Source organism: Halobacillus litoralis (assembly GCF_020524025.1).
Classification (GTDB): domain Bacteria; phylum Bacillota; class Bacilli; order Bacillales; family Halobacillaceae; genus Halobacillus; species Halobacillus litoralis_D.
Map to the genome: position 1 here is coordinate 18,462 of NZ_JAIVKN010000005.1, position 23,302 is coordinate 41,763.

General features: G+C 41.6%; 24 protein-coding genes and 1 riboswitch. Of the genes, 12 read left to right on the top strand and 12 right to left on the bottom strand.

Going from position 1 to position 23,302, the window contains the following annotated elements:
* The first annotated feature begins 16 nt into the window (after window positions 1-16).
* The 5 genes from LC036_RS16500 (at window position 17) to LC036_RS16520 (ending at window position 4,250) form a co-directional block, all read left to right on the top strand.
* Entirely contained in the window at window positions 17-157 is a 141-nt protein-coding gene (locus tag LC036_RS16500) for a hypothetical protein (RefSeq protein WP_226585282.1), read from the top strand.
* A 99-nt stretch (window positions 158-256) separates the two neighbouring features.
* Window positions 257-859, top strand: a complete 603-nt coding sequence (locus tag LC036_RS16505) for an NUDIX hydrolase (protein WP_226585284.1) — start codon at window positions 257-259, stop codon at window positions 857-859.
* Window positions 860-917: 58 nt separating this feature from the next.
* Window positions 918-2,066 carry a trans-sulfuration enzyme family protein gene (locus LC036_RS16510; RefSeq protein WP_226585286.1) on the top strand — a complete coding sequence of 383 codons (1,149 nt, stop codon included), beginning with the start codon at window positions 918-920 and terminating at the stop codon, window positions 2,064-2,066.
* Between the two features lie 479 nt (window positions 2,067-2,545).
* Complete coding sequence (locus LC036_RS16515) at window positions 2,546-3,784, top strand: dicarboxylate/amino acid:cation symporter (RefSeq protein ID WP_226585288.1); 1,239 nt, start codon at window positions 2,546-2,548, stop codon at window positions 3,782-3,784.
* A 244-nt stretch (window positions 3,785-4,028) separates the two neighbouring features.
* On the top strand, window positions 4,029-4,250 hold the full coding sequence (locus LC036_RS16520) for a hypothetical protein (protein WP_226585290.1): 222 nt from the start codon (window positions 4,029-4,031) through the stop codon (window positions 4,248-4,250).
* Here the strand turns inward: LC036_RS16520 and LC036_RS16525 are convergent, their stop codons facing one another.
* Window positions 4,251-4,412, bottom strand: coding sequence for a hypothetical protein (locus tag LC036_RS16525; RefSeq protein ID WP_226585291.1), 162 nt, complete (start codon window positions 4,410-4,412; stop codon window positions 4,251-4,253).
* Between the two features lie 154 nt (window positions 4,413-4,566).
* Between LC036_RS16525 and LC036_RS16530 the strand changes: the two genes are divergently transcribed.
* From LC036_RS16530 to LC036_RS16540, 3 genes are all read left to right on the top strand, one after another.
* Window positions 4,567-5,127, top strand: coding sequence for a methyltransferase family protein (locus tag LC036_RS16530; protein ID WP_226585293.1), 561 nt, complete (start codon window positions 4,567-4,569; stop codon window positions 5,125-5,127).
* Window positions 5,128-5,144: 17 nt separating this feature from the next.
* A complete protein-coding gene (locus tag LC036_RS16535) occupies window positions 5,145-6,650 on the top strand; it encodes a phytoene desaturase family protein (protein ID WP_226585295.1) in 1,506 nt (501 codons plus the stop codon).
* Window positions 6,651-6,764: 114 nt separating this feature from the next.
* Entirely contained in the window at window positions 6,765-7,751 is a 987-nt protein-coding gene (locus tag LC036_RS16540; RefSeq protein ID WP_226585297.1) for a sodium:calcium antiporter, read from the top strand.
* 62 nt (window positions 7,752-7,813) lie between these two features.
* On the opposite strand, the gene LC036_RS16545 is transcribed toward LC036_RS16540, so the two are convergent.
* The 3 genes from LC036_RS16545 to LC036_RS16555 all read right to left on the bottom strand — a co-directional run bounded on the left by LC036_RS16545 (window position 7,814) and on the right by LC036_RS16555 (window position 11,414).
* The gene (locus LC036_RS16545) at window positions 7,814-8,821 is read right to left on the bottom strand and encodes a DUF3231 family protein (RefSeq protein ID WP_226585298.1); all 1,008 of its coding nucleotides are present in this window, start codon (window positions 8,819-8,821) and stop codon (window positions 7,814-7,816) included.
* Window positions 8,822-8,922: 101 nt separating this feature from the next.
* Window positions 8,923-9,147 carry a hypothetical protein gene (locus tag LC036_RS16550; protein ID WP_226585300.1) on the bottom strand — a complete coding sequence of 75 codons (225 nt, stop codon included), beginning with the start codon at window positions 9,145-9,147 and terminating at the stop codon, window positions 8,923-8,925.
* 137 nt (window positions 9,148-9,284) lie between these two features.
* Window positions 9,285-11,414, bottom strand: coding sequence for an MMPL family transporter (locus LC036_RS16555; RefSeq protein WP_226585302.1), 2,130 nt, complete (start codon window positions 11,412-11,414; stop codon window positions 9,285-9,287).
* Window positions 11,415-11,572: 158 nt separating this feature from the next.
* Here LC036_RS16555 and LC036_RS16560 point away from each other — a divergent pair, with 158 nt between their 5' ends.
* Window positions 11,573-12,226, top strand: coding sequence for a uracil-DNA glycosylase (locus LC036_RS16560; RefSeq protein ID WP_226585305.1), 654 nt, complete (start codon window positions 11,573-11,575; stop codon window positions 12,224-12,226).
* 16 nt (window positions 12,227-12,242) lie between these two features.
* Here the strand turns inward: LC036_RS16560 and LC036_RS16565 are convergent, their stop codons facing one another.
* Both LC036_RS16565 and LC036_RS16570 read right to left on the bottom strand, forming a co-directional pair.
* A complete protein-coding gene (locus tag LC036_RS16565) occupies window positions 12,243-12,866 on the bottom strand; it encodes a hypothetical protein (RefSeq protein ID WP_226585307.1) in 624 nt (207 codons plus the stop codon).
* On the bottom strand, window positions 12,859-13,425 hold the full coding sequence (locus LC036_RS16570) for a sigma-70 family RNA polymerase sigma factor (RefSeq protein ID WP_226585309.1): 567 nt from the start codon (window positions 13,423-13,425) through the stop codon (window positions 12,859-12,861). Before LC036_RS16570 ends, LC036_RS16565 begins: the two co-directional genes overlap by 8 nt.
* A gap of 137 nt (window positions 13,426-13,562) precedes the next feature.
* Between LC036_RS16570 and LC036_RS16575 the strand changes: the two genes are divergently transcribed.
* Window positions 13,563-14,540 carry a YndJ family transporter gene (locus LC036_RS16575; RefSeq protein ID WP_226585311.1) on the top strand — a complete coding sequence of 326 codons (978 nt, stop codon included), beginning with the start codon at window positions 13,563-13,565 and terminating at the stop codon, window positions 14,538-14,540.
* A 205-nt stretch (window positions 14,541-14,745) separates the two neighbouring features.
* On the opposite strand, the gene LC036_RS16580 is transcribed toward LC036_RS16575, so the two are convergent.
* The 5 genes from LC036_RS16580 to LC036_RS16600 all read right to left on the bottom strand — a co-directional run bounded on the left by LC036_RS16580 (window position 14,746) and on the right by LC036_RS16600 (window position 20,284).
* Window positions 14,746-14,841, bottom strand: coding sequence for a putative holin-like toxin (locus LC036_RS16580; RefSeq protein WP_226585319.1), 96 nt, complete (start codon window positions 14,839-14,841; stop codon window positions 14,746-14,748).
* Between the two features lie 210 nt (window positions 14,842-15,051).
* A complete protein-coding gene (locus LC036_RS16585) occupies window positions 15,052-16,452 on the bottom strand; it encodes an ammonium transporter (RefSeq protein ID WP_226585321.1) in 1,401 nt (466 codons plus the stop codon).
* Between the two features lie 27 nt (window positions 16,453-16,479).
* Complete coding sequence (locus LC036_RS16590; RefSeq protein ID WP_226585323.1) at window positions 16,480-16,821, bottom strand: P-II family nitrogen regulator; 342 nt, start codon at window positions 16,819-16,821, stop codon at window positions 16,480-16,482.
* 190 nt (window positions 16,822-17,011) lie between these two features.
* On the bottom strand, window positions 17,012-18,049 hold the full coding sequence (locus LC036_RS16595; RefSeq protein WP_226585325.1) for a ribonucleotide-diphosphate reductase subunit beta: 1,038 nt from the start codon (window positions 18,047-18,049) through the stop codon (window positions 17,012-17,014).
* Between the two features lie 15 nt (window positions 18,050-18,064).
* A complete protein-coding gene (locus tag LC036_RS16600) occupies window positions 18,065-20,284 on the bottom strand; it encodes a ribonucleoside-diphosphate reductase subunit alpha (RefSeq protein ID WP_226585327.1) in 2,220 nt (739 codons plus the stop codon).
* Window positions 20,285-20,418: 134 nt separating this feature from the next.
* A riboswitch (cobalamin riboswitch) is annotated at window positions 20,419-20,593 on the bottom strand.
* A gap of 354 nt (window positions 20,594-20,947) precedes the next feature.
* On the opposite strand from LC036_RS16600, the gene LC036_RS16605 reads away from it, so the two are divergent.
* Entirely contained in the window at window positions 20,948-21,640 is a 693-nt protein-coding gene (locus tag LC036_RS16605) for a class I SAM-dependent methyltransferase (protein ID WP_226585329.1), read from the top strand.
* 107 nt (window positions 21,641-21,747) lie between these two features.
* On the opposite strand, the gene LC036_RS16610 is transcribed toward LC036_RS16605, so the two are convergent.
* A complete protein-coding gene (locus tag LC036_RS16610; protein ID WP_226585331.1) occupies window positions 21,748-22,602 on the bottom strand; it encodes an alpha/beta fold hydrolase in 855 nt (284 codons plus the stop codon).
* 245 nt (window positions 22,603-22,847) lie between these two features.
* Here LC036_RS16610 and LC036_RS16615 point away from each other — a divergent pair, with 245 nt between their 5' ends.
* Window positions 22,848-23,273, top strand: coding sequence for a pyridoxamine 5'-phosphate oxidase family protein (locus LC036_RS16615; RefSeq protein ID WP_226585333.1), 426 nt, complete (start codon window positions 22,848-22,850; stop codon window positions 23,271-23,273).
* The last annotated feature ends 29 nt before the right edge of the window (window positions 23,274-23,302 follow it).

A 23,302-nucleotide genomic window follows, 5' to 3' on the forward strand; every position in this document is an offset into this window, starting at 1 on the left:
AAGGAGAAGGCAGTAAATGACATGGACTTCATTTAACAAAACGATATTGGAGAAGAACCATACACTGGTAAAGATCTGCAGTTCATTTGATACAATGCGTAATGAAGATATAGAGAAGGCTTTGGTAAGCGATGGCCTTCCTCCATTTAAGAAGTAGTCTTCCAGATAGGAGAGGGTGAAAAATTAGAGAGAAGTATCTGGGATCAGGTGATTGTTTAGAACAACGTTTCAAGAAAATGGAAGGGTGGGATGATTGATGGCAGAGATGTTAACGATTTTTGATGATGAAGGCACACCTAAAGGAACAAAAGAGCGGGAAAAGGTACATAAAGACGGTGACTGGCACGAAACGTTCCACTGTTGGTTTTTCAAAAAAGAAAACGAAAGGGTTCAACTTTTATTTCAGCAGCGGTCACAAGACAAAAAAGATTTCCCGGGGTTATTTGATATTACAGCGGCTGGACATATAGGGGCAGATGAAAATTTAGTTGATGCTGGGTTAAGGGAAATAGAGGAAGAATTGGGAGTTCAGACAAATATTGAGGACCTTATCTATACGGGCGTCTATAATGAAGAACTTACCGATAAAGCTATAGTGGACAGAGAAATCTGCCATGTGTATTTGTATCCGTGCCCTGACTCCCTTCTTTTTCAACTTGGAGATGAAGTGCAGGATGTTATACAGGTTCCGTTAGAAAAGGTGGAAACTCTAGTAGAGGGGACAAAGGAAACGGTCCATGGATACTCGCTCATTCACAAAAACAAACGTGAAATGAAGAGAGTAGATATGGTTCCCCATGAAATTGATTATGAACGATATATCATTTCCTCTGTCTCCCAATATGTCGAAAAACTTTGACAATATTCACTGAATGTCTATATAATTTTTGATTATATAGAGAGAAGGGAGCCGACTGATGAAGCAAACATCTTTTGAAACAAAGGTGGTCCATTATAAAACGGACCAAAACCAAGTAACGAACAGCAAAAGCACGCCTATATATCAAACTTCAGCCTTTACATTTAAGGATTTAGATCATTTGGAGAGTTACTATGAAGGGGACAGTCCATATTTGTACAGCCGTGAAAGAAATCCTAACACGGAGGAACTGGCAGGAACTGTAGCTCAACTGGAGGGGGCGCCTTCAGGTTTAGCTACATCTTCAGGAATGTCTGCCATTCTTGCAGGTATCCTTTCTGTGTGTAAACCTGGCGATCATTTAGTAGCAGCAGAAGATGTTTACGGTGGGTCTCACAAGCTGATTACAAAAGAATTGGAAACATTCGGAATAGATGTGACAATGGTTTCTTTTGCTCAATTAGAGTTTGTGGAGGACGCAGTGAATGAGCAGACGAAGCTATTGTATACAGAATCTATATCCAACCCATTTTTACGAGTTGAGAACTTAACTGGGTTGAATCAGCTCGCAAAGAAAAAGGGAATTAAGCTGATGGTCGATAATACATTTGCAACCCCGTATCTGCTTCAGCCTTATGCGCAGGGAATCGACCTTGTTGTCCATAGTGGCACAAAGTATATTGGCGGCCACAGTGACGTGACGTGCGGAGTGCTGGTAGGTGAAGAGACGCTGGTTGAGAAAGCAAGGCAGAAAATAGTGACCTTGGGAGCAAACCTTAGTCCGTTTGAGGCATGGTTGACCCAGAGGGGGGCCAAAACTCTGGGACTTCGCATGAAACAGCAGTCATTTAATGCCGGTAAAGTCGCGCTTGCTCTTAGAGAACACGGATCTGTTCGTAAGGTATATTACCCGGAAAATGTTTCTGAGCGAGGGAACGGAGCGATTGTGACGATAGAGCTGGATCGAACAGTGAACATTGAAACCTTCTTTAAATCACTTGGCTGGATTAAAATTGCGCCTACACTAGCAGGAGTGGAGACGACGTTATCCTACCCTGTACGTACATCCCACCGTGCTTTATCGGATGTTGAAAGGGAGAACATCGGGATTAATGATTATGTCATTCGAATATCAATTGGAATAGAAGACCACGAGGATATTATTGCTCAGCTTACCTCTACGATTGATCAATCACTAAATGTCTAGCTGCTTATCAATAATCCAAGGGGCAAGCCAAAGATGAAGACTTTATTCTCTAGAAAGAACGGCTGTCATTGTAACAGCCGTTTTTTTATGCATTAGATTAGAAGAATATTCAAGAAATGGACAAATTGATGAAATTTATCATATATTCTAAAAATTTTTATAAAGCTAAAAAAACCTCTGTGAAGGGGTTTTAAGAGTTTTATGAGAGGGAAAGAGTACGTTAGATAGTTGGTTGTAGAGACTTCTGCCATCAAATTCTATTCAAAATTAAGTCTACCTGTGCTATAATTTATAAAGCACGAATCGAACACACTATGGTTGCAACCAATAGACTGAGAGAATTTCATATGTAAACACGCAAAACCCGAGAGGTACAACGCTCCATTAGCGTACGTCTTTTTTTAATGCTTTTTTTCAATGAATTTTTCGAAAAAAATAACTAGAAAGCGTTTTCATTTTTGTTCGTAGGAGGTTACGTCATGAAATTAACAACCAAGATCTTTATAGGTTTAGCACTGGGTGCTCTGGTAGGCCTGGGTCTGCATCTTGCTGCACCTGATTTGTTCACTACTCTAGATGCTTATGTATTCAGTCCTTTAGGGACCGTATTCTTAAATCTAATTAAAATGCTTGTTGTTCCAATAGTGTTCTTTTCAATTACTCTTGGTACAGCTTCCCTGGGTGATCCAAAAAAATTAGGGAGAATCGGCGGAAAAACGATCGCTTTCTTTCTTGTGACGACAACGATTGCAATCTCAATCGCTATCAGTCTTGCTTATCTCTTCCAGCCCGGAAATATCGATATTGACACGGCGGGAGCAGAATATGAGTCAAAAGAAGCTCCTGGTGTTGTAGAAACCTTCACTAATATTATCCCTACCAATCCAATTCAATCGATGACGGATGGAAACATGCTTCAGATTATTGCCTTCGCTATCTTTATCGGGTTTGCTTTAGCAATGCTAGGGAAGAAAACAGAAGGCATTTACAAGCTCGTCGAACAAGGAAATGAAATTATGATGTTCCTTGTTAACTTGATTATGCGCTTTGCTCCTTATGGTGCTTTCGGTCTTCTAGCTTCAGCAATTGGCACGATGGGGATTGACGGAATGCAGGCAATGGGTATGTACATGTTTGTTGTCATCCTTGGATTATTTATTCATGCACTGGTCACCTATGGTTCTGCTGTTTCTTTCCTGGGTAAAATGAGTCCAGTGAAATTCTTCAAAGGCTTTTTCCCTGCGATGACAGTAGGTTTTAGTACATCCAGCAGTAGTTCAACTCTTCCTGTTTCTATGAAAACGGCTCAGGAAAACTTGAACGTACCTAAGCCAGTCAGCAGTTTTGTTCAACCTCTGGGTGCAACCATTAACATGGATGGCACGGCAATTATGCAGGGGGTAGCGACCATTTTTATTGCTCAAGTATATGGAACTGATTTATCTTTTGCTTCCCTGATCATGGTTGTACTGACAGCCGTTCTTGCTAGTATCGGTACTGCAGGTGTTCCTGGTGTCGGCTTAATCATGCTCGCGATGGTGCTGAATCAAGTTTCCCTTCCAGTTGAGGGAATTGCATTGATTATCGGTATTGACCGACTTCTTGATATGACCCGGACAGCTCTTAATATTACCGGTGATGCGGCATGTGCAGTTGTCGTTGCCGAATCTGAAAGAAAGCACGATGTTGATCAAGAAGCACAACGTATGCAAGCATAAACGGAATATAAGAAAAGCGCAACCCTATGGTTGCGCTTTTTTTAGTTTGTTTAAATTAAAAAAAGGTAAATCATTCACCTTGTATGGAGATGGAGATATAGGGGAGGTTTTGTCGAAGGGGAGGGTTCTTTATAGATGGAAGAGAATATTAAAATACCCTTATTCCACAGGCTGCAGGCGTCACGTGTAACCTCAGCTTATGATGGGTATAGTAGTAGATAGATAATTTGGAAGAGGTGATTGGATGTTTTATTCGGTGACGTTTCAAAAAATCATTTACTTAACAGGGATTGGAATTATTATTGGAGCGATCGTGGGCTTCTCGTCCGTTTTGGGATTTGATCTTGATGGATCAGTCTTTGTGCTTTCGATGTTTTTAAGCATTCTAAGTGTTTATGTTACAGCTATGTACGCAGAACTTTATCATATTCGAGAGGCCATTAACAAACAAAGGAAAGGGCTCTGATTAAGATCCGAATTCCAAAACGAAGCTGTATAGCAGCAAACCTATATAAAGAATAGCAATGACTGCAATGGTCCAGTAAGTGCCTCTGGTGACTTTTTTAAATATAACAAAAAAAGTTGCTGTGACAACAGATAGGATGAAATACCAGTAGAGCAGATCCATTTTGTTCCTCTCCTTTCTTTATTATCATAAGGACTTTTAGGTTACCAGGCAAGTTACTGTTTATCCTTGTAAGGCAATGGGAAAAAGAGAAGGGTAGCAGCTATGCGGGCGGAGGGAGGGTGTTTCGGTTGGTTATGAATTGGGACGGTGTTCCATGAACATATTTGAGCTTTTGTTTTTGGTTGTGACAGTGATCTGGCTTGCCGAGTTTTTGATTTTTCGGAATGACCGTTCTTCCCAAGAAGGGGGATCACATGAGCGCCGCTCCTTCCTGCTCATATTGACAGCTGTGATCCTGGCTCTTGGTGTGTCTCTATTTATGAGGGAGTGGGAATTTGGTATTGTCGCCGCCCGTTGGATCTGGTGGACAGGTTTACTCTTATATACTGCAGGTGTGGGTCTCAGGTACTGGGGGATTCTCCATTTAAAAGATCAATTCACAAGAAATGTTTCCGTTAATCAGGGAGACCGGCTTGTAAGTACGGGGCCATATAGATTACTGAGACACCCCTTATACACTGGATTGTTTTTTATAGTTATTGGTTTCTGTATAGGAATTGGAAACCTTTATACAGCATTCTTTTTTGGAATACTCGTCACGATCGCCTTACTACATAGAATTAGACTGGAAGAAGCGATGCTGGTGAGGGAGCATGGAGATAAATACAAGGAATGGTGCCGTAAAAGATACCGTCTTATACCTTTTGTCTATTAAATTTGGAGGTGGATGAGTTGAACAAGAAAAAAGCAATCATTGTTGGAGCAGGTTTAGGTGGTCTGTCAGCTGCAATTCGATTAACAGCGGATGGTTATGATGTAAAAGTGATAGAGAAAAACAGCAATATTGGCGGGAAACTGAACAGACGTGAAGGGAAAGGGTTTACGTTTGATACAGGACCGTCCATTTTGACGATGCCGTGGGTATTGGAACAATTGTTTGAAAGCGTACACCGCCGCCTCGAAGACTATATTACTGTTGAGCGTGTAGAGCCTCAATGGCGAACGTTCTTTGAGGATGGTACACAGCTCGACATTACAAGTGACCTGCCAAACATGCTAGAAGAAATGGCGAAAGTAACGAACAGGCCGAATCGAAAACTGACGGATTTCTTGTCCTACAGTCAGGATATGTATGAGCTTTGTATGAAGAGTTTCTATAAATACAGTATCCAGGACTTAAAAGATCTGAAAAAACATCATAAGTTGAGTGAATTGTTCCAAATGGATCCTATGAATACGGTGGCTAAATCCACCCATAAGCATTTTGATAACAAGTATCTTGAACAAATCTTTAATTATTTCATGATGTATGTGGGGTCTAATCCTTATGCCACACCGGCAATTTTAAATCAGCTTGTTTATGTGCAGCTGGGTCTTGGAATTCATTACGTTAAAGGCGGTATGTATAAAATCGCAGAAGCCATGGGGCGTTTGATGGAGGAGCTCCGGGTCGATGTTCAATTGAATACCCCTGTTCAACGTTTGGTTGTTGAGGGTGACCGTGTAACTGGTGTGGAGACGGAAGATGGAACAGTACATGAAGCAGATATTGTTGTATCCAATTTAGAAGTGATCCCTGCTTACCGTAAGCTTGCGCCACAGAGTTCAAAAGTGAAGAAAGAAACAAAATCACTTGAGAAGAAATTTGAACCGACTGTATCGGGGCTTGTTCTTCTATTAGGGACAGACCGCAAATTTGAGAACCTAAAGCATCATAACTTCCTTTTCTCTGAAGACCCTGAAAAAGAGTTTAAGCAAATTTTTGATGAAGGAAAGCCTGCGGATGATCCAACCATCTATATTGGCATATCAGCACGCTCCGATGATTCCCAGGCACCAGAAGGGAAAGACAACTTGTTTATATTGACACATGTTCCTCCGCTGGAAAACAAAAAACGCAAACCTATTGATTGGGACGCATACCGTGAGAAGGTTCTCGATAAGCTTGAACGAATGGGAATGGAAGGTCTGCGCGAATCCATAGAGTTTGAATACCGCTTTACCCCGGAAGATTTAGAGGCGTTGTATGGTCCAAATGGCGGATCGATCTATGGAATCGCTGCGGACCGCAAATCCAATGGTGGCTTTAAAATTCCTTCTAAAAGTCAAATTTACGATGGTCTGTATTTCGTCGGTGGTTCGACGCACCCGGGTGGCGGGGTTCCGATGGTGACGCTTTCCGGTCAATTGACAGCTGACTTAATTAAGGAACGTGAAAACGAACCGGTTCATCAATAATTTAATCAGGGAAGGTCAGCTTTTATTAGCTGGCCTTTTTTTACTGTTTATTCTTTTGGAGTGGGGGGAATGGTTGAGGAGATTAAGAAGGAGTTTGATTGAAGGAGTTTTTTGATGAGCGACTGGATGATTTTTGCTCTATTTATACTGTCAGGAATCAGTACATTCTTTGTAGCGTCCAGGCTGTCTGTGTTTGGAGATGCAGTAAAAGAAAAAACAAGGGCGTCTTCTGCGTTTATGGGGGCGGTCATTGGTGTGGCGATATCTCTTCCGGAATTGACTTCAAGTGTAACAGCTGTTGTTATTGACAGTCCTGATTTAGCCGTGGGGAATTTAATTGGTAGTAACTTGTTTAATATTATGGGGTTGGCCATTTTTGATATTATTTATCGCAGATACCAGATTCTTACACATGCTACTGCGGAAAGTAAGCTCTATGGATGGTTAGTTATTTTAATGACGTCAATTGTAATAGCAGGCTTAAGTCTGACTCTCCCTGCTCATGTATTTCATATCAGTTATACATCCATCATCGTTATTCTTTGTTATTTCATAGGGGCAAAGCTCATAAATGACCGGACGGAGTACCAGGGGAGGAAAGTGAAAAAGCAAAAAGACCGCTACGAGAAGTATACGTATAAGCAGGCGGTGGCCCGTTTCGTTCTATATGCTGTTTTGATTATGCTGATTGGCAGCGTTTTGACGGTGACAGCCGAACGAATTTCTGCCATTACAGGCATTGGCGCTTCATTTATCGGAGCATTCTTAGTGGCTATTAGTACTTCTCTACCGGATGCCGTGAGTGTTGGAACGGCATTAAAACTAAGAAATTTCAACCTTGGAATCAGTTCATTGCTGGGCAGCAATGCGTTTAACCTTATGATATTAGCTATTACCGATGCCATCTACTTTAAGGGGAATCTTTTAGAAGAATCCTCTCCGGCAAACATGATTACAGGCGTAACATCAATTCTATTTATTTTGTTAATTATTTTTAGTATTACAAGGAAAAAGACACGTTCATGGAATTACCTCCTTCCATCCCTGTTAATTATCGTCAGTTACTTCATCACAACTTATCTTGTTTTCCAAATAAAATAAAAATGTACAAATGATCCTCTATGAAAAGGTGAGAGGTTCATTTGTACGTGTCCTTCCAGTTGTTAGTTATAAAATAATTGATCCCTGTTGGATGCCAGCGGGGGTTCTTCCAACCATCCTTTATCAATGCTGAGTACAGCTCCATCTGAAGAAAACTTAGCTGTCTCAAGGATGAGACGGGCGAAGGTGAGGGATAAGTCTTTTCTTGCTATTTGGGAAAGTGCCGTTCCGTAATTGGACATTCCGCTCGCTGAGGCAAGACCGCTGTGATAATGCATAAGTTTATCTGAAAAGGGAGGGGTTTTTGATTCCGTTACTTCAGGGTCCCATAATTGTGGGGCGGGCAGATCTTCCTCCATTAATTGATTAATAAAAATATCGATATGTTTGTGGGCGATTTTTCGACCTCTAAGCATATACGTCTTTAAATCATCGGATTGAGCAGACTGGCTGAAAGCAATCATTAGAGACTTACCGAGCATGTTCGTATCCAGGTTAATGTAGAGTTCTTTAATTTCAGCGCCGGAAATGGCTCTCTGAGGTCCTTTAAGCTTACCGAGAAAAGATTTGTCTTCCACAAATTTAATATCTGTTGGAATGGGTATGTTGGGAGTCCTGATGACGATTCCTTTCTCGAGCAGGGCTTCCACAGCACCATTAAAGACATCTGCGTATTCGTTCATGTTTTGCAGGAGAAATAAGCGGATATCTCTGCGATGGGAAGCGAACATTGCGTTCATGTAATTGATGATAGAAGAGCGGCTCATCTCTTTTAAATAGAACATGTAGAACTTGTCTGAAAACATTCTAGGTGCATCTAGAAAGACATCCTGCTCTCCAAAACCCTGTGGTGTCTTCATCCCCTCCTGGTTAAAGATTTCTCTGTATTTCTTTATTCGTTCTTTAACGAGAGTAGAATTATGTTCGAGCAGCCTTTTTGCATCTCGATCTACTACGTTATGTAAAAAACTATCCATTACACAATTAATTAATGTTTCACCGATATATCCAGACCAGAGGCCGCTGACTTCCCCTGATGTCAAAGTAACTAAACGTCCGTCTTGACTCATTTCCAAGTCACCTCATACGCATGATTTTTTAATACGTGCTTCCTGCCTGTCCAAACAATTTGGTACCTTTCTCTATCCCTTAGCTATACATAAAAAAGTAATTAAAAGAAAGAGTTTCTTTTAGATGCAGAAAAATATTGGAACCAAAAGCGGAATTCATCAAATAATATAGAAGAGGAGAGCTCGAAGTTCTCAAAAAAATCTTCAAGTACATCTTCTTCAACTTCATCTAAAAGCCCGGTCACATAAAGAGGGGTCTTAAAGCGTTTATACAAATCACCGTGACCATATAAATGAAAGATATCTTCTGTTTGGCTTTCTACCATGTAACGTTCCCTCCTTTTCTATAGAGTCTCACTATTCTTTTAAAAGTATTCCAATTAAAAGAACCCTTGGGATGAAGTTACTGCCTTCATCCCAAGGGTTTTTCTGAGTTACTATACCGCTTCTGTTCTGCCTTGTTCTATGCATTCATAGTGTTTTTTTTCTTCTTCCTAAATGGCAGCCACCAGTTCCAGTCACCAAGCAGTTTCATAAGGCTCGGGACAAGTAAAAGGCGGATGATGGTCGCATCAATAAAGATCGCAATTGCAATCCCTATTCCGATCTGTTTCACGGGTACAACCCCGGTAAAAGCGAATGCACCCGTAATTACAATCATAATTAAGGCCGCAGAGGTAATAATTTTGCTGGTATTTGCAAGCCCTTCGACAGTTGATTTTGTATTATCTCCCGTCTCCAAATAGAATTCATGAATTCTTGATATGAGAAAAACTTCGTAATCCATACTTAAACCAAAAACTAAGCTGAATACTATCACAGGGAGGATTAATGCTATATCCGCTTCATTCAACCCAAAATGGCCCCCCTGGAATAACCAGACCAACACTCCGAACGTTGAGGTCAGACCTATAACATTCATCAGAATGGCTTTTAACGGGATGATAATTGATTTGAAAGCAATCATTAAAATAATGAAAGTAGAAATGATGATAATAGCTAAGGTGAGGCCTATTTTATCAGATATCTCTGTGTAGATTTCCTGATTAAATTTTGGCTGTCCTCCAAACATCATGGAAGCCTGCCAATTCTGTTCGCTCCATTTTGTCATGAGCTCCTGTGCTTCTGATGAATTGGCGGCTACATTTAAGTAGACAGGAATCATAAGGGCATCATCAGCGATGAATTGTTCAATAGCAGGCTCTAACTGTTCACGGAATTGCGGCTGGTCTAGAGACGCAGTTAAATTTTCAGGCGAGTCGATTTCGCTTGCTGTATAGAGTGTATCAATCGATTCAACAATTTCCGGTTTGGTTAAGTCCTCCTGCAAATCCTTCATCTGTTTTAAACCTTCTTCGCTCAGCCAGTCACCGTTTCTTTTTGCAATGACATAGGCGGTACTTTCCTGGTCAGAAAAGAAAGTAGTGTCAATCGTTTCATAGGATGACCGGGAGTCATAGCTTTCTGGTAAAGCGTTGATTGTCGGAATCGTCAAATTCATATTAGTTACGGGAAGAACGCCGATTACCAGAATCGCAAGGGCGGCAAGGGTAATAATGACGGGACGTTTCATAATCCCTTTTGCAAATTTCCGCCAGCGTGGTGTTGTGTCTTTTTCTGTAGGAATCAAACGCCACTTGTTTACTGTTGGTCCAAGGACATAAAGAAGAGACGGCAGGAGAGTTATAGATGCAAGGACCGCAACAATAATAACAACCGTTCCTCCAATAGCAATGTTTGTGAAAATGTCCACTTCAATGACGCTCATCGCTGCAAGCCCGATAAATACACAGACAGCTGAAAATAGAATGGAGCGGCCTGCTGTTTCAATCGTTGTCATTAAAGCTTCTGATTTGGACTGCTTCACCATCTCTTCGCGGTAGCGGTTTATAAAGAGGAGAGCGAAATCTATACTCAAAGCAAGTCCAATCATTGGTGCAATATTAAGGATAAATATTGAAAGTTGTGTGTTCTGACCAATGATAGACAAAATACCAAAGCCGATCCCTATGGTTACGCCGCCGATAATTAATGGAAGAAGAGAAGCGACAACCGTTCCAAAAGCAATCAGTAGAATCACCAGAGCAACTGGGAGACCGATAAGTTCAGCACGCTTTAAGTCGTCCTGGCTGGCTTTATTGATGTCTTCAGATATAACGGGTGCCCCTGTCAGTGTGGTCCCTTCTGCTTTGGACGTAACCTCTTTAACTTCTTTGATGACTTCATTCATATCCAGGGATTCATTATCAAAATGAATACTGGCATATGCAATGTTCTCTTTTTTCATGGATTCCTCCACTATTGGAGAATCAATGTGAGAGGCTAAATTGAGGTCTCTTATGTTTTCTAGTGTGTCGCTTATTTTTTGATTCGACTGGTTTTCGAATAATATAAGCAAAGTGGACTCGGGGAAGTCAAACGTTTCAGTGAGTTGATTCTCCACAGTTTCATATTCCCCATCTGTACGGAAACCGTCCCCTTCCAATAATGAAGGGAGCTGTATTGCGAAATACCCAAAGCCAATAGCGGCTATAATCCATAAAGCAAGCAGCCACTTATGGCTTTTTACAATGAAAGACGAGAGCTTCCTCATAATCTGTACTCCTTTTATCTTTGATTTAGGTGAATATATGCTATAACCATCTCTACAAATAATACTCCTTTTTACAAATCTTGAAAACTAAAAACGCAGAAGGTGTAGAAGTGGTTCTGGCAGGGGAAATAATAAGAAAAGTGAAAGGAGGCAGGGGGATGAATTGGCCGGAACAACTGATCAATGAGGCGAAAAGAAACATGGCTCCCTATGACGTGGAAGGATTTATCATTGGTGGAGGAAATGACAAATCTTCCCTTATGATGGTAGGAGAGGCCCCGGGAGAGAAAGAAGCTGTAGAGGGGGTGCCCTTCATAGGCAGGGCTGGAGATGAGCTGAATAAGCAATTGAAGTATGTGGGATTGTCGAGAGAAGAGATCTTTATTACAAGTGTCGTTAGGAGTCGTCCTTACAAATGGGTAAACACGAGTAAAAAAGGAAGTGGAGGCAGGAGAAAGGCTAATCGTAAACCGAATCAAAAAGAAATCTATGCTCATGCCCGGTTGTTAGACTACCAGATAGAAAAGGTTCATCCAAAAGTCATCATTACGCTTGGTGGAGTGGCTTATGAGCGGTTAACAGGCGATGATAGTAAAATCAGGGACGTAATAGGCTCACCTCACCAAACTAAGATTCTAAAGAGAGGAGGCGGAGAAGGTTATGAATGGACAGAAAAGGAGTACGTCATTTTTCCTCTCTATCATCCCGCAGCGGTTTTTTATAATCCAAAGATAAAGGAGGACATCTATCAATCACTGGATCGTTTGCGGGAGTATCTAAAAAAGAGAATAGAAAGAGTCGATAGAAAATAACTCTTTCTATTCTCTATTACCCTTCTGTTATTTGCGGGGCTTCACTCTTTTCAAAGACATAGTAGCCTTCAGTACTAATGGTTGCAGCACCAATTCCGGTGTTCCGCCAACTTCTGATAGCAATTTTATTTTGATTTTCAACTCCTTTTATTGTAAATATCTTCGTTTCAGTCTGAAATTCCCCTGCTTCTTTCAGTGATTCGTCCAGATGAGAAGGGGTGATGGTTCCGATCACTTCTCCTAGTTGATCAGGACTGACGGTTTTTCCGGTTTGGTAAAACTGCTCATCTTGGTGAATGACATATGTTTCCTGGACCATTTTTGAAGCGGGTTGATTCATGAACGCTGCTTCTTTTTTAGCTGATGCGACTTTAAAACCTGCAGCGCTTTCTTTTGGTGTCAGAAGTCCTGCTTCCTCCATCTCAGTCTTGGTTGATGCAAGCTGAACGGCTGTAAATAAAATCAGCAGTGTCATAACAGGGAGGAGCCAGCTTTTCATCTTAAATTCAGGATGCTTTTTAGGGCGGGATTTAAGAGACTGATGGACATTTCTTTTCATGTATCGTTGATCATAAGGAACTTGATCATATTTTATATCCTGATTTAATTTCTTTAACTTACGATCTATTAAATCACTCAATTGACGAACTCCCTTCTGCTGTCAAACGTTCTTGTAAAAGCTGTCTTGCACGTCGAAGTCTTGTTTTAACTGTGTTGGGACTAATGTTTAATACGTGGGACAAGTCTTTGATATCGAATTCTTCAAAGTAATACAAAATGATAATTTCTCTATAGATGTCCTCTAAATGTAAGACATGGGAAAGCAGAGCTTCATCTTCATCTTTCTGCATCACAAGTTCTTCAGGTGTTTCACGTGGAGAAGGAATGGACCTGAATAGATCAGCCCCTTTTTTTACGACTCTTCTCACGTAAGAACTTTTTAGATGGTCTTTGCATAAATTGATGGTGATTTTGTACAACCACGTTTTCAAAGACGATTCTTTTTTGAAAGTGTCGTATTTCTGGTAAGCTTTAATAAACGTCTCCTGAGTAATATCTTCAGCAAGCGCATAATCTTTTACATAGGAATACGCAAGCCACTTTAAGTCATGTCCATACTCGTCAATCCACTTTTCAATGCGTTGTGTCTCTTGTTCTCCGGGTTCATATATAGACTGTGAGCTCTGCTTGTGTATCAATTTATCCCACCTCATCTTTTTTAGACGACACTCCCCGAGAATAGGTTTTATGAAATCGTAAACTTTCTACTATATTCGCTAAAGTACCGTGTTTTTCCTTGTTCTTTATTACGTATATGGAGTGATAAACGATGTATATGCCTGGACGTTGGATTGCTGGTGCCGGTTTTTTCTTATGGTTGCTTTGGAAAATATACTTCCCTGTCGGCTGGGTGGAGTTTTCCCTTGGCTTTAGTTTGTTTGTTCTAATCCCCTTGTTGTTAGAGGAAGCGTTAAAGCGACCATTGAAGAATCAAGCAGAGGAATGGTTATGGCAGGTATTTATCTGCTCACTCCCTTTTTCTGTGGCTGGTGCTTTATCTTTATCCCAGCCCTTAGGGTGGCAGGCATCGATTTGGGGTTTTATATGGATGGTTTTTACTTTGTGTCTTGCTGTTGGGGGATTGTGGCGGGTTTATATTAGATCCGGACGTTATACTGAAGAGATATGTATTGATGCAGGATTTTTGTATCTCGGTATTGGTGGGGTTTGTTTCTTTTTCTCCCGATTATCAGGGTTGGGCATCGGCCCTTTTTCTCAAAGAGAGATGCTTGTTCTGGCTTTGTTCTTTCATGGAGCAGCTTTTCTGCTGTCTTTAATTACCGGTTTTTTTGGCCGCTATCTTTTAGATGTTAATCAAGAAGGCAGCCCGCGTCCCCTGAAAGGAATGTATACAGTCTTCGCACGCGTGGTGCTGGTGGGTCCGCTTATAGGCTTATTTAGTCTTTGGTACGGAGTCAATACGTTTATCATGACCTCTATTCTTTATGCCTTCCTCATTGCCTGGATGTGTTTATGGTGGTTCTGGATTTCTGTGGAATTCAAGCCTTGGGTTTGGGTATCCATTATTCTTACGGCTTTGTTTGGATTTACTATTATCGGCGGTGCTTTCTTTCAAGGGTGGATGGTAGAAAGTTTAAGCAGTGTAGGGTTGATGGCATCCATACCTACGTATGGTTTTCTCTGCGCCTTCTTCTTTTCCTGGATTGTTGTATTCGCATGGCGGGGACTTCATGCGAATGGACGATCATTTGAAGAGAAGGCCTTAAGGGGAGGGGGAGACCGAGAGCTGTAGAGGGGGTTGTTTCACGTGAAACCTGACGAATAAAGGAAGATTCCAGTTCAAAATAAGAAGAATGGCAGGTGGGGCGATATGCGTCCTTTTCCCCTTCAGTCCTTAAGAAATTGTGCTATAATAAAAAGGAATCGACGACAGCTGCAACTGTCGCCGTGATACCGTTCGACTTTACATGCACCTGACCTTCACTTTGAGTGGGGGTCTATTTTTTATTGGTCATTTTGATGATGAGCGCAAGGAGTGTGATGATGAACGTTCCAAACGCAAACATAATCATAAGAGATTCATACGTAGTCATCGATTGCCTCACACCCTTTCTATCGCAGTCTTATATATAATAGAAGAGAACGGTATCTATCTACTAGGATACCATATTTTGCGATAAATAAGAACGTATGTTCGTAAAATGGACAATAGGAACTAAATAAACACAGGCCCAATCACGCGGGACCTGTGTTTGCATATCTAACCTCGGTAAAGCAGGGGACCAAGGAGAGAACCTGAGAAACTATTGAGCAGCTTTTTCTTCTTTTTGATTTGGGTTCGAATCAGCATTTAATCCATCTAGACGATGGAGAAGACCGACACCGAAATCACCATCTGCGCTGGGATTGATATTTTCATTGAAAATTCCGCGGCTTGATTCATATGCTTGAGAACCGTGTTCGGAGAAGTCAAGTCCAGATATCTCTTCCTCTCTGGATACACGAATTCCGACCGTACTTTTAATAACGAAAACAACAGCTGCTGTTGTAAGCATCGTCCAGGCAATTACTGCAAGAACACCAACCGCCTGAATACCAAGCAGATTAATGCCACCCCCATAGAATAGTCCGCCTTCAACAGCGAATAGGCCGACAGCTAATGTACCCCAGACTCCACAGATTCCGTGCACAGCGATTGCTCCGACCGGGTCATCGATACGAACAACGCGGTCAAGAAACTGAACAGCTTCTACAAGAATGACCCCTGCAATTAAACCAATCACTAAAGCTCCGCCAAGGGATACGTTTGCGGTACCGGCTGTAATTCCAACAAGACCAGCAAGGGCTCCGTTTAAAGTCAAAGAAGCATCAATGCGTTTGAACTTAGCGTAGGAATAAAATCCAGAACCAAGAACTCCTGCTGCTGCAGAAAGTAGAGTTGTAGCAATGACAGAAGGGACCAGTGAAGGGTCGGCGGCCAGTGTACTTCCTCCGTTAAAACCAAACCAGCCAAACCATAGGATAAAGACGCCCAGTGCTCCTAAAGGGATATTGTGTCCTGGAATGACATTAACGGTTCTGCCATTGTACTTACCAAGACGCGGACCCAGGAACATGACGGCCACAACAGCGCCAAGGGCACCAGTCAGGTGAACAACGGTAGATCCGGCAAAATCGACAAAGCCAAGCTCAGCTAACCAGCCTCCACCCCATACCCAGTGTCCAACGACAGGATAAATGAAGCCAGTCATCACAATGGTTAGAAGGAGATAAGAGCCTAATTTAATACGTTCAGCAACAGCGCCTGAAATGATAGTGGCGCAGGTAGCTGCAAAAACAGCCTGGAAAACAAAGAAGCCAATTTGATCTTCCTGACCGCTTAGAAGGAAACCGTCCGTCCCGATAAACCCACCGCCTGATGTACCAAACATAACTCCGTAGCCAACCACGAAGTAAAGGACGGAGGCGATTGACATCGTCATAAAGTTCTTCATGAGGATATTGAGTGCATTTTTAGATCGTGTGAAACCTGATTCAACCATTGCAAAGCCTGCGTGCATAAAAAATACTAAAAATGCAGCAATCATCACCCAGGCCATATCAACAGATTGAAGAACAGATTCGGCTGTCACAGCTGTTTCAGCACTCGCGATCATTGGAAAACCGAAAAGAGCGAAAAAGAATAGAGGGATTACTTTTTTCATAAGAGTATACTTCCTTTCCAAATGGGATTAAATCAATGCCTGCTTTCCTGTCTCACCAGTGCGGATTCGGAATACCTCATCAATTGTCGAAACAAAAATCTTGCCGTCTCCCACTTCATTTGTAGCGCAGGCATCCATAATGACATCAACGATAGAACCAAGTTCGTGATTTTCCACTACCATTTCCACTTTTACCTTTGGATATAATTTGACTTCAAACCGACTGCCCCGGAAGATTCCTTCCTGTCCTTTCTGCTGACCACAGCCTGCTACTTCTGATACCGTAAGTCCTTTGACCCCCAGTTCATCCAAGTTTTGTCTTAAACCTTGAAATGCCTCCGGGCGTATGATTGCCTCTACTTTCTTCATGAATAGAGCCTCCTCCTTTTCTTGTGTCAGCTTTTATGACATCAAGAGTAAGTAATTAAATACAACTATAAAGTAAAGATTCTGAAAAATCAATACATTTTCTTTTTGCTGTGTAAGAAAAGTTAACATGGTTGTGATTCTATAAAAAAACGCCTTCTTAGGTCTGGATATCTAAGAAAGCGTTTTTTTACTATAGATCATTGAATCCATTTGTTTCGGACACTTTTGTATACTGACGGGACTTTTGCTCAAAGAAATCGGACTTTCCTTCCTCGACTTCCTGATAGGCGCGAATCCATTTAAGAGGGTTCTCTGTAACATAAGGATAGGACTTTGCGGCGCCAAACTGACGGCAGCGCTTATTGGCAATGTAACGGATGTAATTCTCTAGGTCCAAAATGGGGATACCTTGAAACTTATCCCCAATAAGATGGCGGGCCCATTTTATTTCCAGGTCTGCTGCTAGTGTAAATACTTCCGTTACAAATTCCCGATAAGTTTTTTTGTCTAGGTCAGTTTCTTCCTCTAATGTTTCTTTAAAAATACGGGTGAACAGGGTGACGTGGATTTGTTCATCACGATTAATGTAGTTAATCATTGTGCTTGTGGAAACCATTTTATGATTACGGGCCAAATTGTAAAAGAAGGCGAAGCCGGCATAGAAAAACAGCCCCTCAAGAACTACGTCGTAAACAATCGAGCGTAAAAAAGTATCGACAGAAGGGTTTTCAATAAAGGTTTGATATCCGTCTATAATAAATTGATTCCGTTCCCGAAGGACCTCGTCGTGCTTCCAATACTCAAATATATTCTCCTGTTCCTTTTGGTCTACAAGGGTTGAGAGGACGTAGGAATAGGATTGGTTATGGATAACTTCCTGAAAAGCGAGTACCTGCATTAAGGCTGACAAGCTGGAATCTGTAAGATAGTCTGCGATTTTTCCTGAATAGTCGGTCTGGATAGAATCCAGGAAAGCGAGAAGTCCAATAATTTTCTGGAAAGCTTCCTGCTCGTATTCTGACAGCATAGGCCATTGCTTTAAATCATTGCTCATGTTTATTTCACCTGGGATCCAGAAGTTTGAAAGCATCGTTTTGTACATTGGATATGTCCATGGATAGCGTGTGTCATCCCAATTTAAGATGTTTGAGCTTCTTCCATTAATGATTCCTGTGGAGGCATTGGGAGCATTATAATCAATTAACTTTCGTTTTTTTATTTTTCTCATAAACAATCCTCTCCTTTATGATGAACAGCTTTCACAGTCGTCGTATTCTCCTGTGCTTGAAGTGGAGCGTGTATAATACGTAGTTTTCAACCCTTTTTTCCATGCTTGTAAATGTAAGTCCAATAATTCTTTGGCTTGAATCGTATGCCGGACATAGAGATTAAACGATATGGACTGATCAATATATTTCTGACGGATACTGTTCTGACGAATGCTTGCATGCTGATCTACATCGTAGGCTGATGGGTAATAGCGGTAAGTTTCATGGGAAAGATCAGGAGCGGTAACCGGGATTTTGTAATTCTTTTTTTCTTCAGAATAAAATTTTCTAAATACAGGATCGATACTTGCTGTACTGCCGGCAATCAGAGATGTGCTTGAGTTAGGTGCCACAGCAAGCAGATAACCATTCCTCATGCCATTTTTCTGTACCTTGTTCTGCAGAGATTTCCAATTCCATGTGCCATCTTGGTCAAACGTTCGTTTAACAAAAAAATCTCCATTCTGCCAGTCTGAACCTTCGAAAAGTGGATAACTGCCTTTCTCAAAAGCAAGGTCACTGCTTGCTTCAATGGCGTGGTAGGCAATAGCTTCATAAATTTCACCTGTGTAGTGGAGCGCCTCTTCTGAATGCCAATTTAGTTTTTTCTTTGCAAGGAGATGGGCCCATCCAAAAGTCCCTAACCCAACTCCCCGATAGGCTTGATTTGTTAATTGAGCTTGAAGGACAGGGATTGTATTTTGTTCGATGACATTATCAAGCATACGCACTTGAATTGACACTAAACGTTTGAGAACGCCTGATGGTACAGCACGCCCCAGGTTGATGCTGGAAAGGTTGCAGACCACAAAATCACCAGCACTTTTAACAGTGATGATCTTTCCGTTTTCTACATATTGTTCATCCTGAAGGGTCGGCTTTTGATTCTGGGCGATTTCCGTACACAAATTGCTGCAGTAAATCATACCGGCATGGTTATTGGGATTCATACGGTTGACTTCATCCCGGTAAAACATATAAGGGGTGCCTGTTTCGAGCTGGCTGACCATGATGCGTTTCATAATTTCAATTGCCGGTATCTTTTCTTTTGAAAGATAGGGGTGTTTGATGCACTGCTGATATTTTTCGCGAAAGGACCCGGCTCCTCTTCTCTCATCAAATTGATCTTCTAAAGAGAACCCCATTACCGTCCGGACTTCATGTGGGTCGAATAAATACCAGTCCTCACGCTTTTCAACAACTTCCATAAATACGTCGGGAATAGATACTCCAGTAAACAAATCGTGGGTTCGCTGACGCTCGTCACCGTTGTTCAACCGGCTGTCGAGAAATGGCAGTATATCTTTATGCCAAACATCTAAATACACAGCAACCGCACCTTGACGCTGACCTAGCTGGTCAACGCTGACCGCTGTGTTATTTAATTGCTTCATCCATGGTAAGACACCAGAGGACACACCTTTAAACCCCTTAATATCACTCCCGCGACTACGAATCTTCCCGAGGTAGACCCCGATTCCACCGCCATGTTTACTTAGGTTTGCGATGTCAGTGTTGCTGTCATAAATGGATTGTAAGGAATCGTCAACAGTATCAATGAAGCAGGAGCTTAGTTGGCCATAGCATTTTCCAGCGTTCGCGAGCGTAGGAGTGGCTACAGTCATGTATAAATGACTTAATGCCCAATAAGCTTCTTTGACAAATCTGATGCGCTGCTTTCCATTTTCTTGTGCCATTAACACCATAGCAATAATCATGAAACGTTCCTGGGGTAATTCGAATATCTCTTTCTCTTTGTTTTTCGCGACATATCTGTCTGTGAGTGTCTTGAGACCAATATAATTAAAAAGATGATCACGTACTGGAACAATGGAAGCTCCCAATTCTTCAATTTCATGTCTGCTATAGTATGTAAGGAGCTTCTTGGAGTATATGCCTTCTGAAATAAGTATCTTAATCAATCCATAGAAATTTTCATAAGGGCTGGTGGTTTCTCGATTTTGGGTAGACTCACGATATATTTCTTTTAAAAGAAGCCGGCTTGCTGCAAAAGTCCAGTCCGGCTGGGTTTCATCCATTTTAGCCAGACATTCGAGAATAATTGAATCTGTGTTGTCCGCTGACTTCTTATTTGTCATTTCATTCATGAATCCTGCGATGTCTAAGTGGGGGAAGTCTAATTTTAATTGTTCTAATGTTTCCATGCTGTCCGGTTTCTGTGTAAGGCTTTTCATTCTTTCACTCCTTTTTATTCAATAAAAAAACCGCCCAACAGCTGTTGAGCGGATGAAACCATGAAACGAAAAAGAAGATGAACGCTGGCTTCTTTTCATTCCATCGCTTCATCTTCTCAATCCCCGAAGAAGTTGAACCTGCAACGAACAAAGACAGGTCTCCTGGCTGTCACTCGATCTTACTCCGGCCCTTCCCGTGCTTTACACAGTGGATGTCCGTTTCGCGAGTGATTACAGTTGCGGGGGCAGCTCCGGATTTGAACCGGATTCCCTATTAAGCCTTGTGGCATCTTCATTCATAGATACTATATATAGTGAATTTTTTTAAGTGAATTAGCTTATCTTGTGTTTTAATCATAAGTTAGTAAGGGAGCTTGTGCAACACTTTTCTGAAAAATGTTGTCTTCTTATTCTTTGAATTTTTATAGAATCTCTAAAAGCACGGCCCTTCTTATTTGATGCAGTTCATTGCCAGCAGACTATGCATAAAGATAGGAATCGAGGGTTTTAAGGAGGTTAAGAACAACAGATGGCGTATTTATTTGAATATAATATAAAAAGAGTCACAATAGAAATAGGATCTTTCAGTGTCTATCCGGATACAGGAAAAATAGCAGGATATCACCAATTAATTTTAGCTTTTAGCTTAAAGGAGAGGTTTGAATGAAACAACCATTTGATTGGCATAAGGAAGCAGAGAAACAGTGGAATGATAGAGCGGAAATGTGGAACTCCAAAAGCAGGGAGATGTGGGACAAGGGCAGCAGGTCTACGATTATTCCTTTTTTAAAAAAACACATCAACCAGGGCAGGATTGCCGACCTCGGCTGCGGGGATGGATATGGATCGTACCGTTTGTACCAGGAAGGGTTTGAGGTGAAGGGGGTGGACTTATCTTCAGATATGGTTGCCAGGGCAAACAAAAGGGTGAGCAACGAGAGAATTTCTTTTGTACAAGGAGACTTAACCAATCTCCCTTTTGAAAGGGAAACTTTTGATGCTGCCATCGCTATAAATTCTCTGGAATGGACAGAAGTCCCTTTGAAAGGTCTGGAAGAGATGAAGCGGGTGTTAAAGCCCGGGGGTAAATTATGCATTGGATTACTTGGTCCGACGGCCATGCCCAGGGTGAACAGTTACCGTAGACTTTACGGGGAGGAAGTCATTTGTAACACCATGATGCCATGGGAGCTTAGGAAAATGGCAGAGGAAACAGGGTGGTCCTGCATAGAAGGTCAAGGCGTTTATAAGCAAGGGGTGGAAGAAGACCTGTTACAATCACTGAATGAGGAATTGAAGCAGGCTCTTACATTTATGTGGGTCTTCATTTTTGAGAAAAACGCTGCTCCATCCTAAATGCCTGTTCGGGAAAGCGCCTGCCCTTTACTTGTTGGTGAAGGCGCAATTAGATAAAGTGTTTCATTACAAAAGCACCCTTGAAGGGTGCTTTTTATTTTTTTCAGTTATTCCTCCCAGAGAAATTCTCTAAGCAAAAAATCCACTTCTTTCAATTCATGAAGGCCGGAGTGGGTAGCGAGTCTGTTGTAGAGACGTTCCTCCCTGTATTGTCCGAAAGGTACGATTTCTTGAAGGCCCTGAACACTGGAGGCGTGCACGAGTCCATCCCAGTGGTCTTTTTCATCTGCATCTCCGTTGATAACCCCTGCGATTGCTAGAACCCGGATATCGTCAGGGAAAAATTCCTTGTTCTGAGCCATCTGTTGGAGAGCACTTGACTTGGGGCGCAGGTCTTTTGTTGCCTCTCCGTAATTGGAGGAGAAATATCCCTCTTTTTCAATTCCTTTAAATGGGCTGGCAATGACAGCGAGCTTTTCCACCCGGGGTACAGATCGGTCGTGTTCATTGATTAAGTAATGGACAGATGCCAGGCCGCCCATGGAATGACCGACGAGATTGACTTGTTGAATGTTGTAATCTGCCTGCAGTCTTTTCATAACTTTCTCAAGCCAATGCCCCTGATCCTGTATACTTGCGCGGTTATTTTCAAAAAGAACTTGTATAAAAGGATTAGAGGCGTTGGTGAAGTCTCCTTGGATGGATACAAGCCCTGTGGATGAAACATAAATAGTCACATGTTTCCTGCCCCACTGCAGGTTCTGCATACGATCAATCATTGTTTGGAAGCTTCTGGGACCGCCCTTGTAACCGTGAATGAAAAGTGTCGGCGTTATTTGATCGTGTTTAACAGGCTCAGAATTACTTGATTTAGCATTCCACATAAATAAGATGACCCCAATTATCAGGCATCCGATAAATATGGGTGACCACCTCTTTGAAAATTCTTGTTGGGTTAACATAGTTGTTCCTCCTGAAATTAAATCCGGGCATTTTGAGTCTAATTTTAGTACATCTCCAATGTATAGGGAATGAATAATGTTCGTTTGGAATAAAAAATCCCCTCTACCTATATGACATCTACTATACCCTGTTTTTCGAGCAGCCATGTTTTCGATATTATCACAGACATATCCATTGGTTTATCATGCTTTTTTCAGGGAAAACTGAAAATGTATAAAAAAGGATAATGGAAAGGAGAATTTCATTGAATCAAGAAGAGTTGAAGAAACAGATCTATAAAGTTATGGACCAGCACAAGGTGGGTACCCTTGCGACTGTGAAAGACAATAAGCCCCATACACGGTATATGACATTTAGTAATGACGAGGAATTTACTTTTTACACACCTACGAATAGAGAAACACACAAAGCGGAGGAAATTGAATCCAATCCTCATGTTCACGTTCTTCTCGGTTATGAAGGGGAAGGGTACGGAGATACGTACCTTGAAGTTCAGGGCCAGGCAAAAATCCGTGATGATCAGGAAATAAAAGACTGGTTATGGAATGACCATATGGATCGGTGGTTTAAAGGGAAAGACGACCCTGAATACATCGTACTTGAAATTATGCCGGAAAATATCCGTTTAATGAATGAAGGAGAAGAAACTCCTGAAACACTTGATTTATAGAAGAAAAAAAGCGGCCAGCGTAAAATCCG

Bases quoted from the DNA above. Each gene is read 5' to 3' on its own strand.
- LC036_RS16500 (WP_226585282.1), top strand. From the start codon at position 17: ATGACATGGACTTCATTTAACAAAACGATATTGGAGAAGAACCATACA.
- LC036_RS16505 (WP_226585284.1), top strand. From the start codon at position 257: ATGGCAGAGATGTTAACGATTTTTGATGATGAAGGCACACCTAAAGGA.
- LC036_RS16510 (WP_226585286.1), top strand. From the start codon at position 918: ATGAAGCAAACATCTTTTGAAACAAAGGTGGTCCATTATAAAACGGAC.
- LC036_RS16515 (WP_226585288.1), top strand. From the start codon at position 2,546: ATGAAATTAACAACCAAGATCTTTATAGGTTTAGCACTGGGTGCTCTG.
- LC036_RS16520 (WP_226585290.1), top strand. From the start codon at position 4,029: ATGTTTTATTCGGTGACGTTTCAAAAAATCATTTACTTAACAGGGATT.
- LC036_RS16525 (WP_226585291.1), bottom strand. From the start codon at position 4,412: ATGGATCTGCTCTACTGGTATTTCATCCTATCTGTTGTCACAGCAACT.
- LC036_RS16530 (WP_226585293.1), top strand. From the start codon at position 4,567: ATGAACATATTTGAGCTTTTGTTTTTGGTTGTGACAGTGATCTGGCTT.
- LC036_RS16540 (WP_226585297.1), top strand. From the start codon at position 6,765: ATGAGCGACTGGATGATTTTTGCTCTATTTATACTGTCAGGAATCAGT.
- LC036_RS16545 (WP_226585298.1), bottom strand. From the start codon at position 8,821: ATGAGTCAAGACGGACGTTTAGTTACTTTGACATCAGGGGAAGTCAGC.
- LC036_RS16550 (WP_226585300.1), bottom strand. From the start codon at position 9,147: ATGGTAGAAAGCCAAACAGAAGATATCTTTCATTTATATGGTCACGGT.
- LC036_RS16555 (WP_226585302.1), bottom strand. From the start codon at position 11,414: ATGAGGAAGCTCTCGTCTTTCATTGTAAAAAGCCATAAGTGGCTGCTT.
- LC036_RS16560 (WP_226585305.1), top strand. From the start codon at position 11,573: ATGAATTGGCCGGAACAACTGATCAATGAGGCGAAAAGAAACATGGCT.
- LC036_RS16575 (WP_226585311.1), top strand. From the start codon at position 13,563: ATGCCTGGACGTTGGATTGCTGGTGCCGGTTTTTTCTTATGGTTGCTT.
- LC036_RS16580 (WP_226585319.1), bottom strand. From the start codon at position 14,841: ATGACTACGTATGAATCTCTTATGATTATGTTTGCGTTTGGAACGTTC.
- LC036_RS16585 (WP_226585321.1), bottom strand. From the start codon at position 16,452: ATGAAAAAAGTAATCCCTCTATTCTTTTTCGCTCTTTTCGGTTTTCCA.
- LC036_RS16590 (WP_226585323.1), bottom strand. From the start codon at position 16,821: ATGAAGAAAGTAGAGGCAATCATACGCCCGGAGGCATTTCAAGGTTTA.
- LC036_RS16595 (WP_226585325.1), bottom strand. From the start codon at position 18,049: ATGAGAAAAATAAAAAAACGAAAGTTAATTGATTATAATGCTCCCAAT.
- LC036_RS16600 (WP_226585327.1), bottom strand. From the start codon at position 20,284: ATGAAAAGCCTTACACAGAAACCGGACAGCATGGAAACATTAGAACAA.
- LC036_RS16605 (WP_226585329.1), top strand. From the start codon at position 20,948: ATGAAACAACCATTTGATTGGCATAAGGAAGCAGAGAAACAGTGGAAT.
- LC036_RS16610 (WP_226585331.1), bottom strand. From the start codon at position 22,602: ATGTTAACCCAACAAGAATTTTCAAAGAGGTGGTCACCCATATTTATC.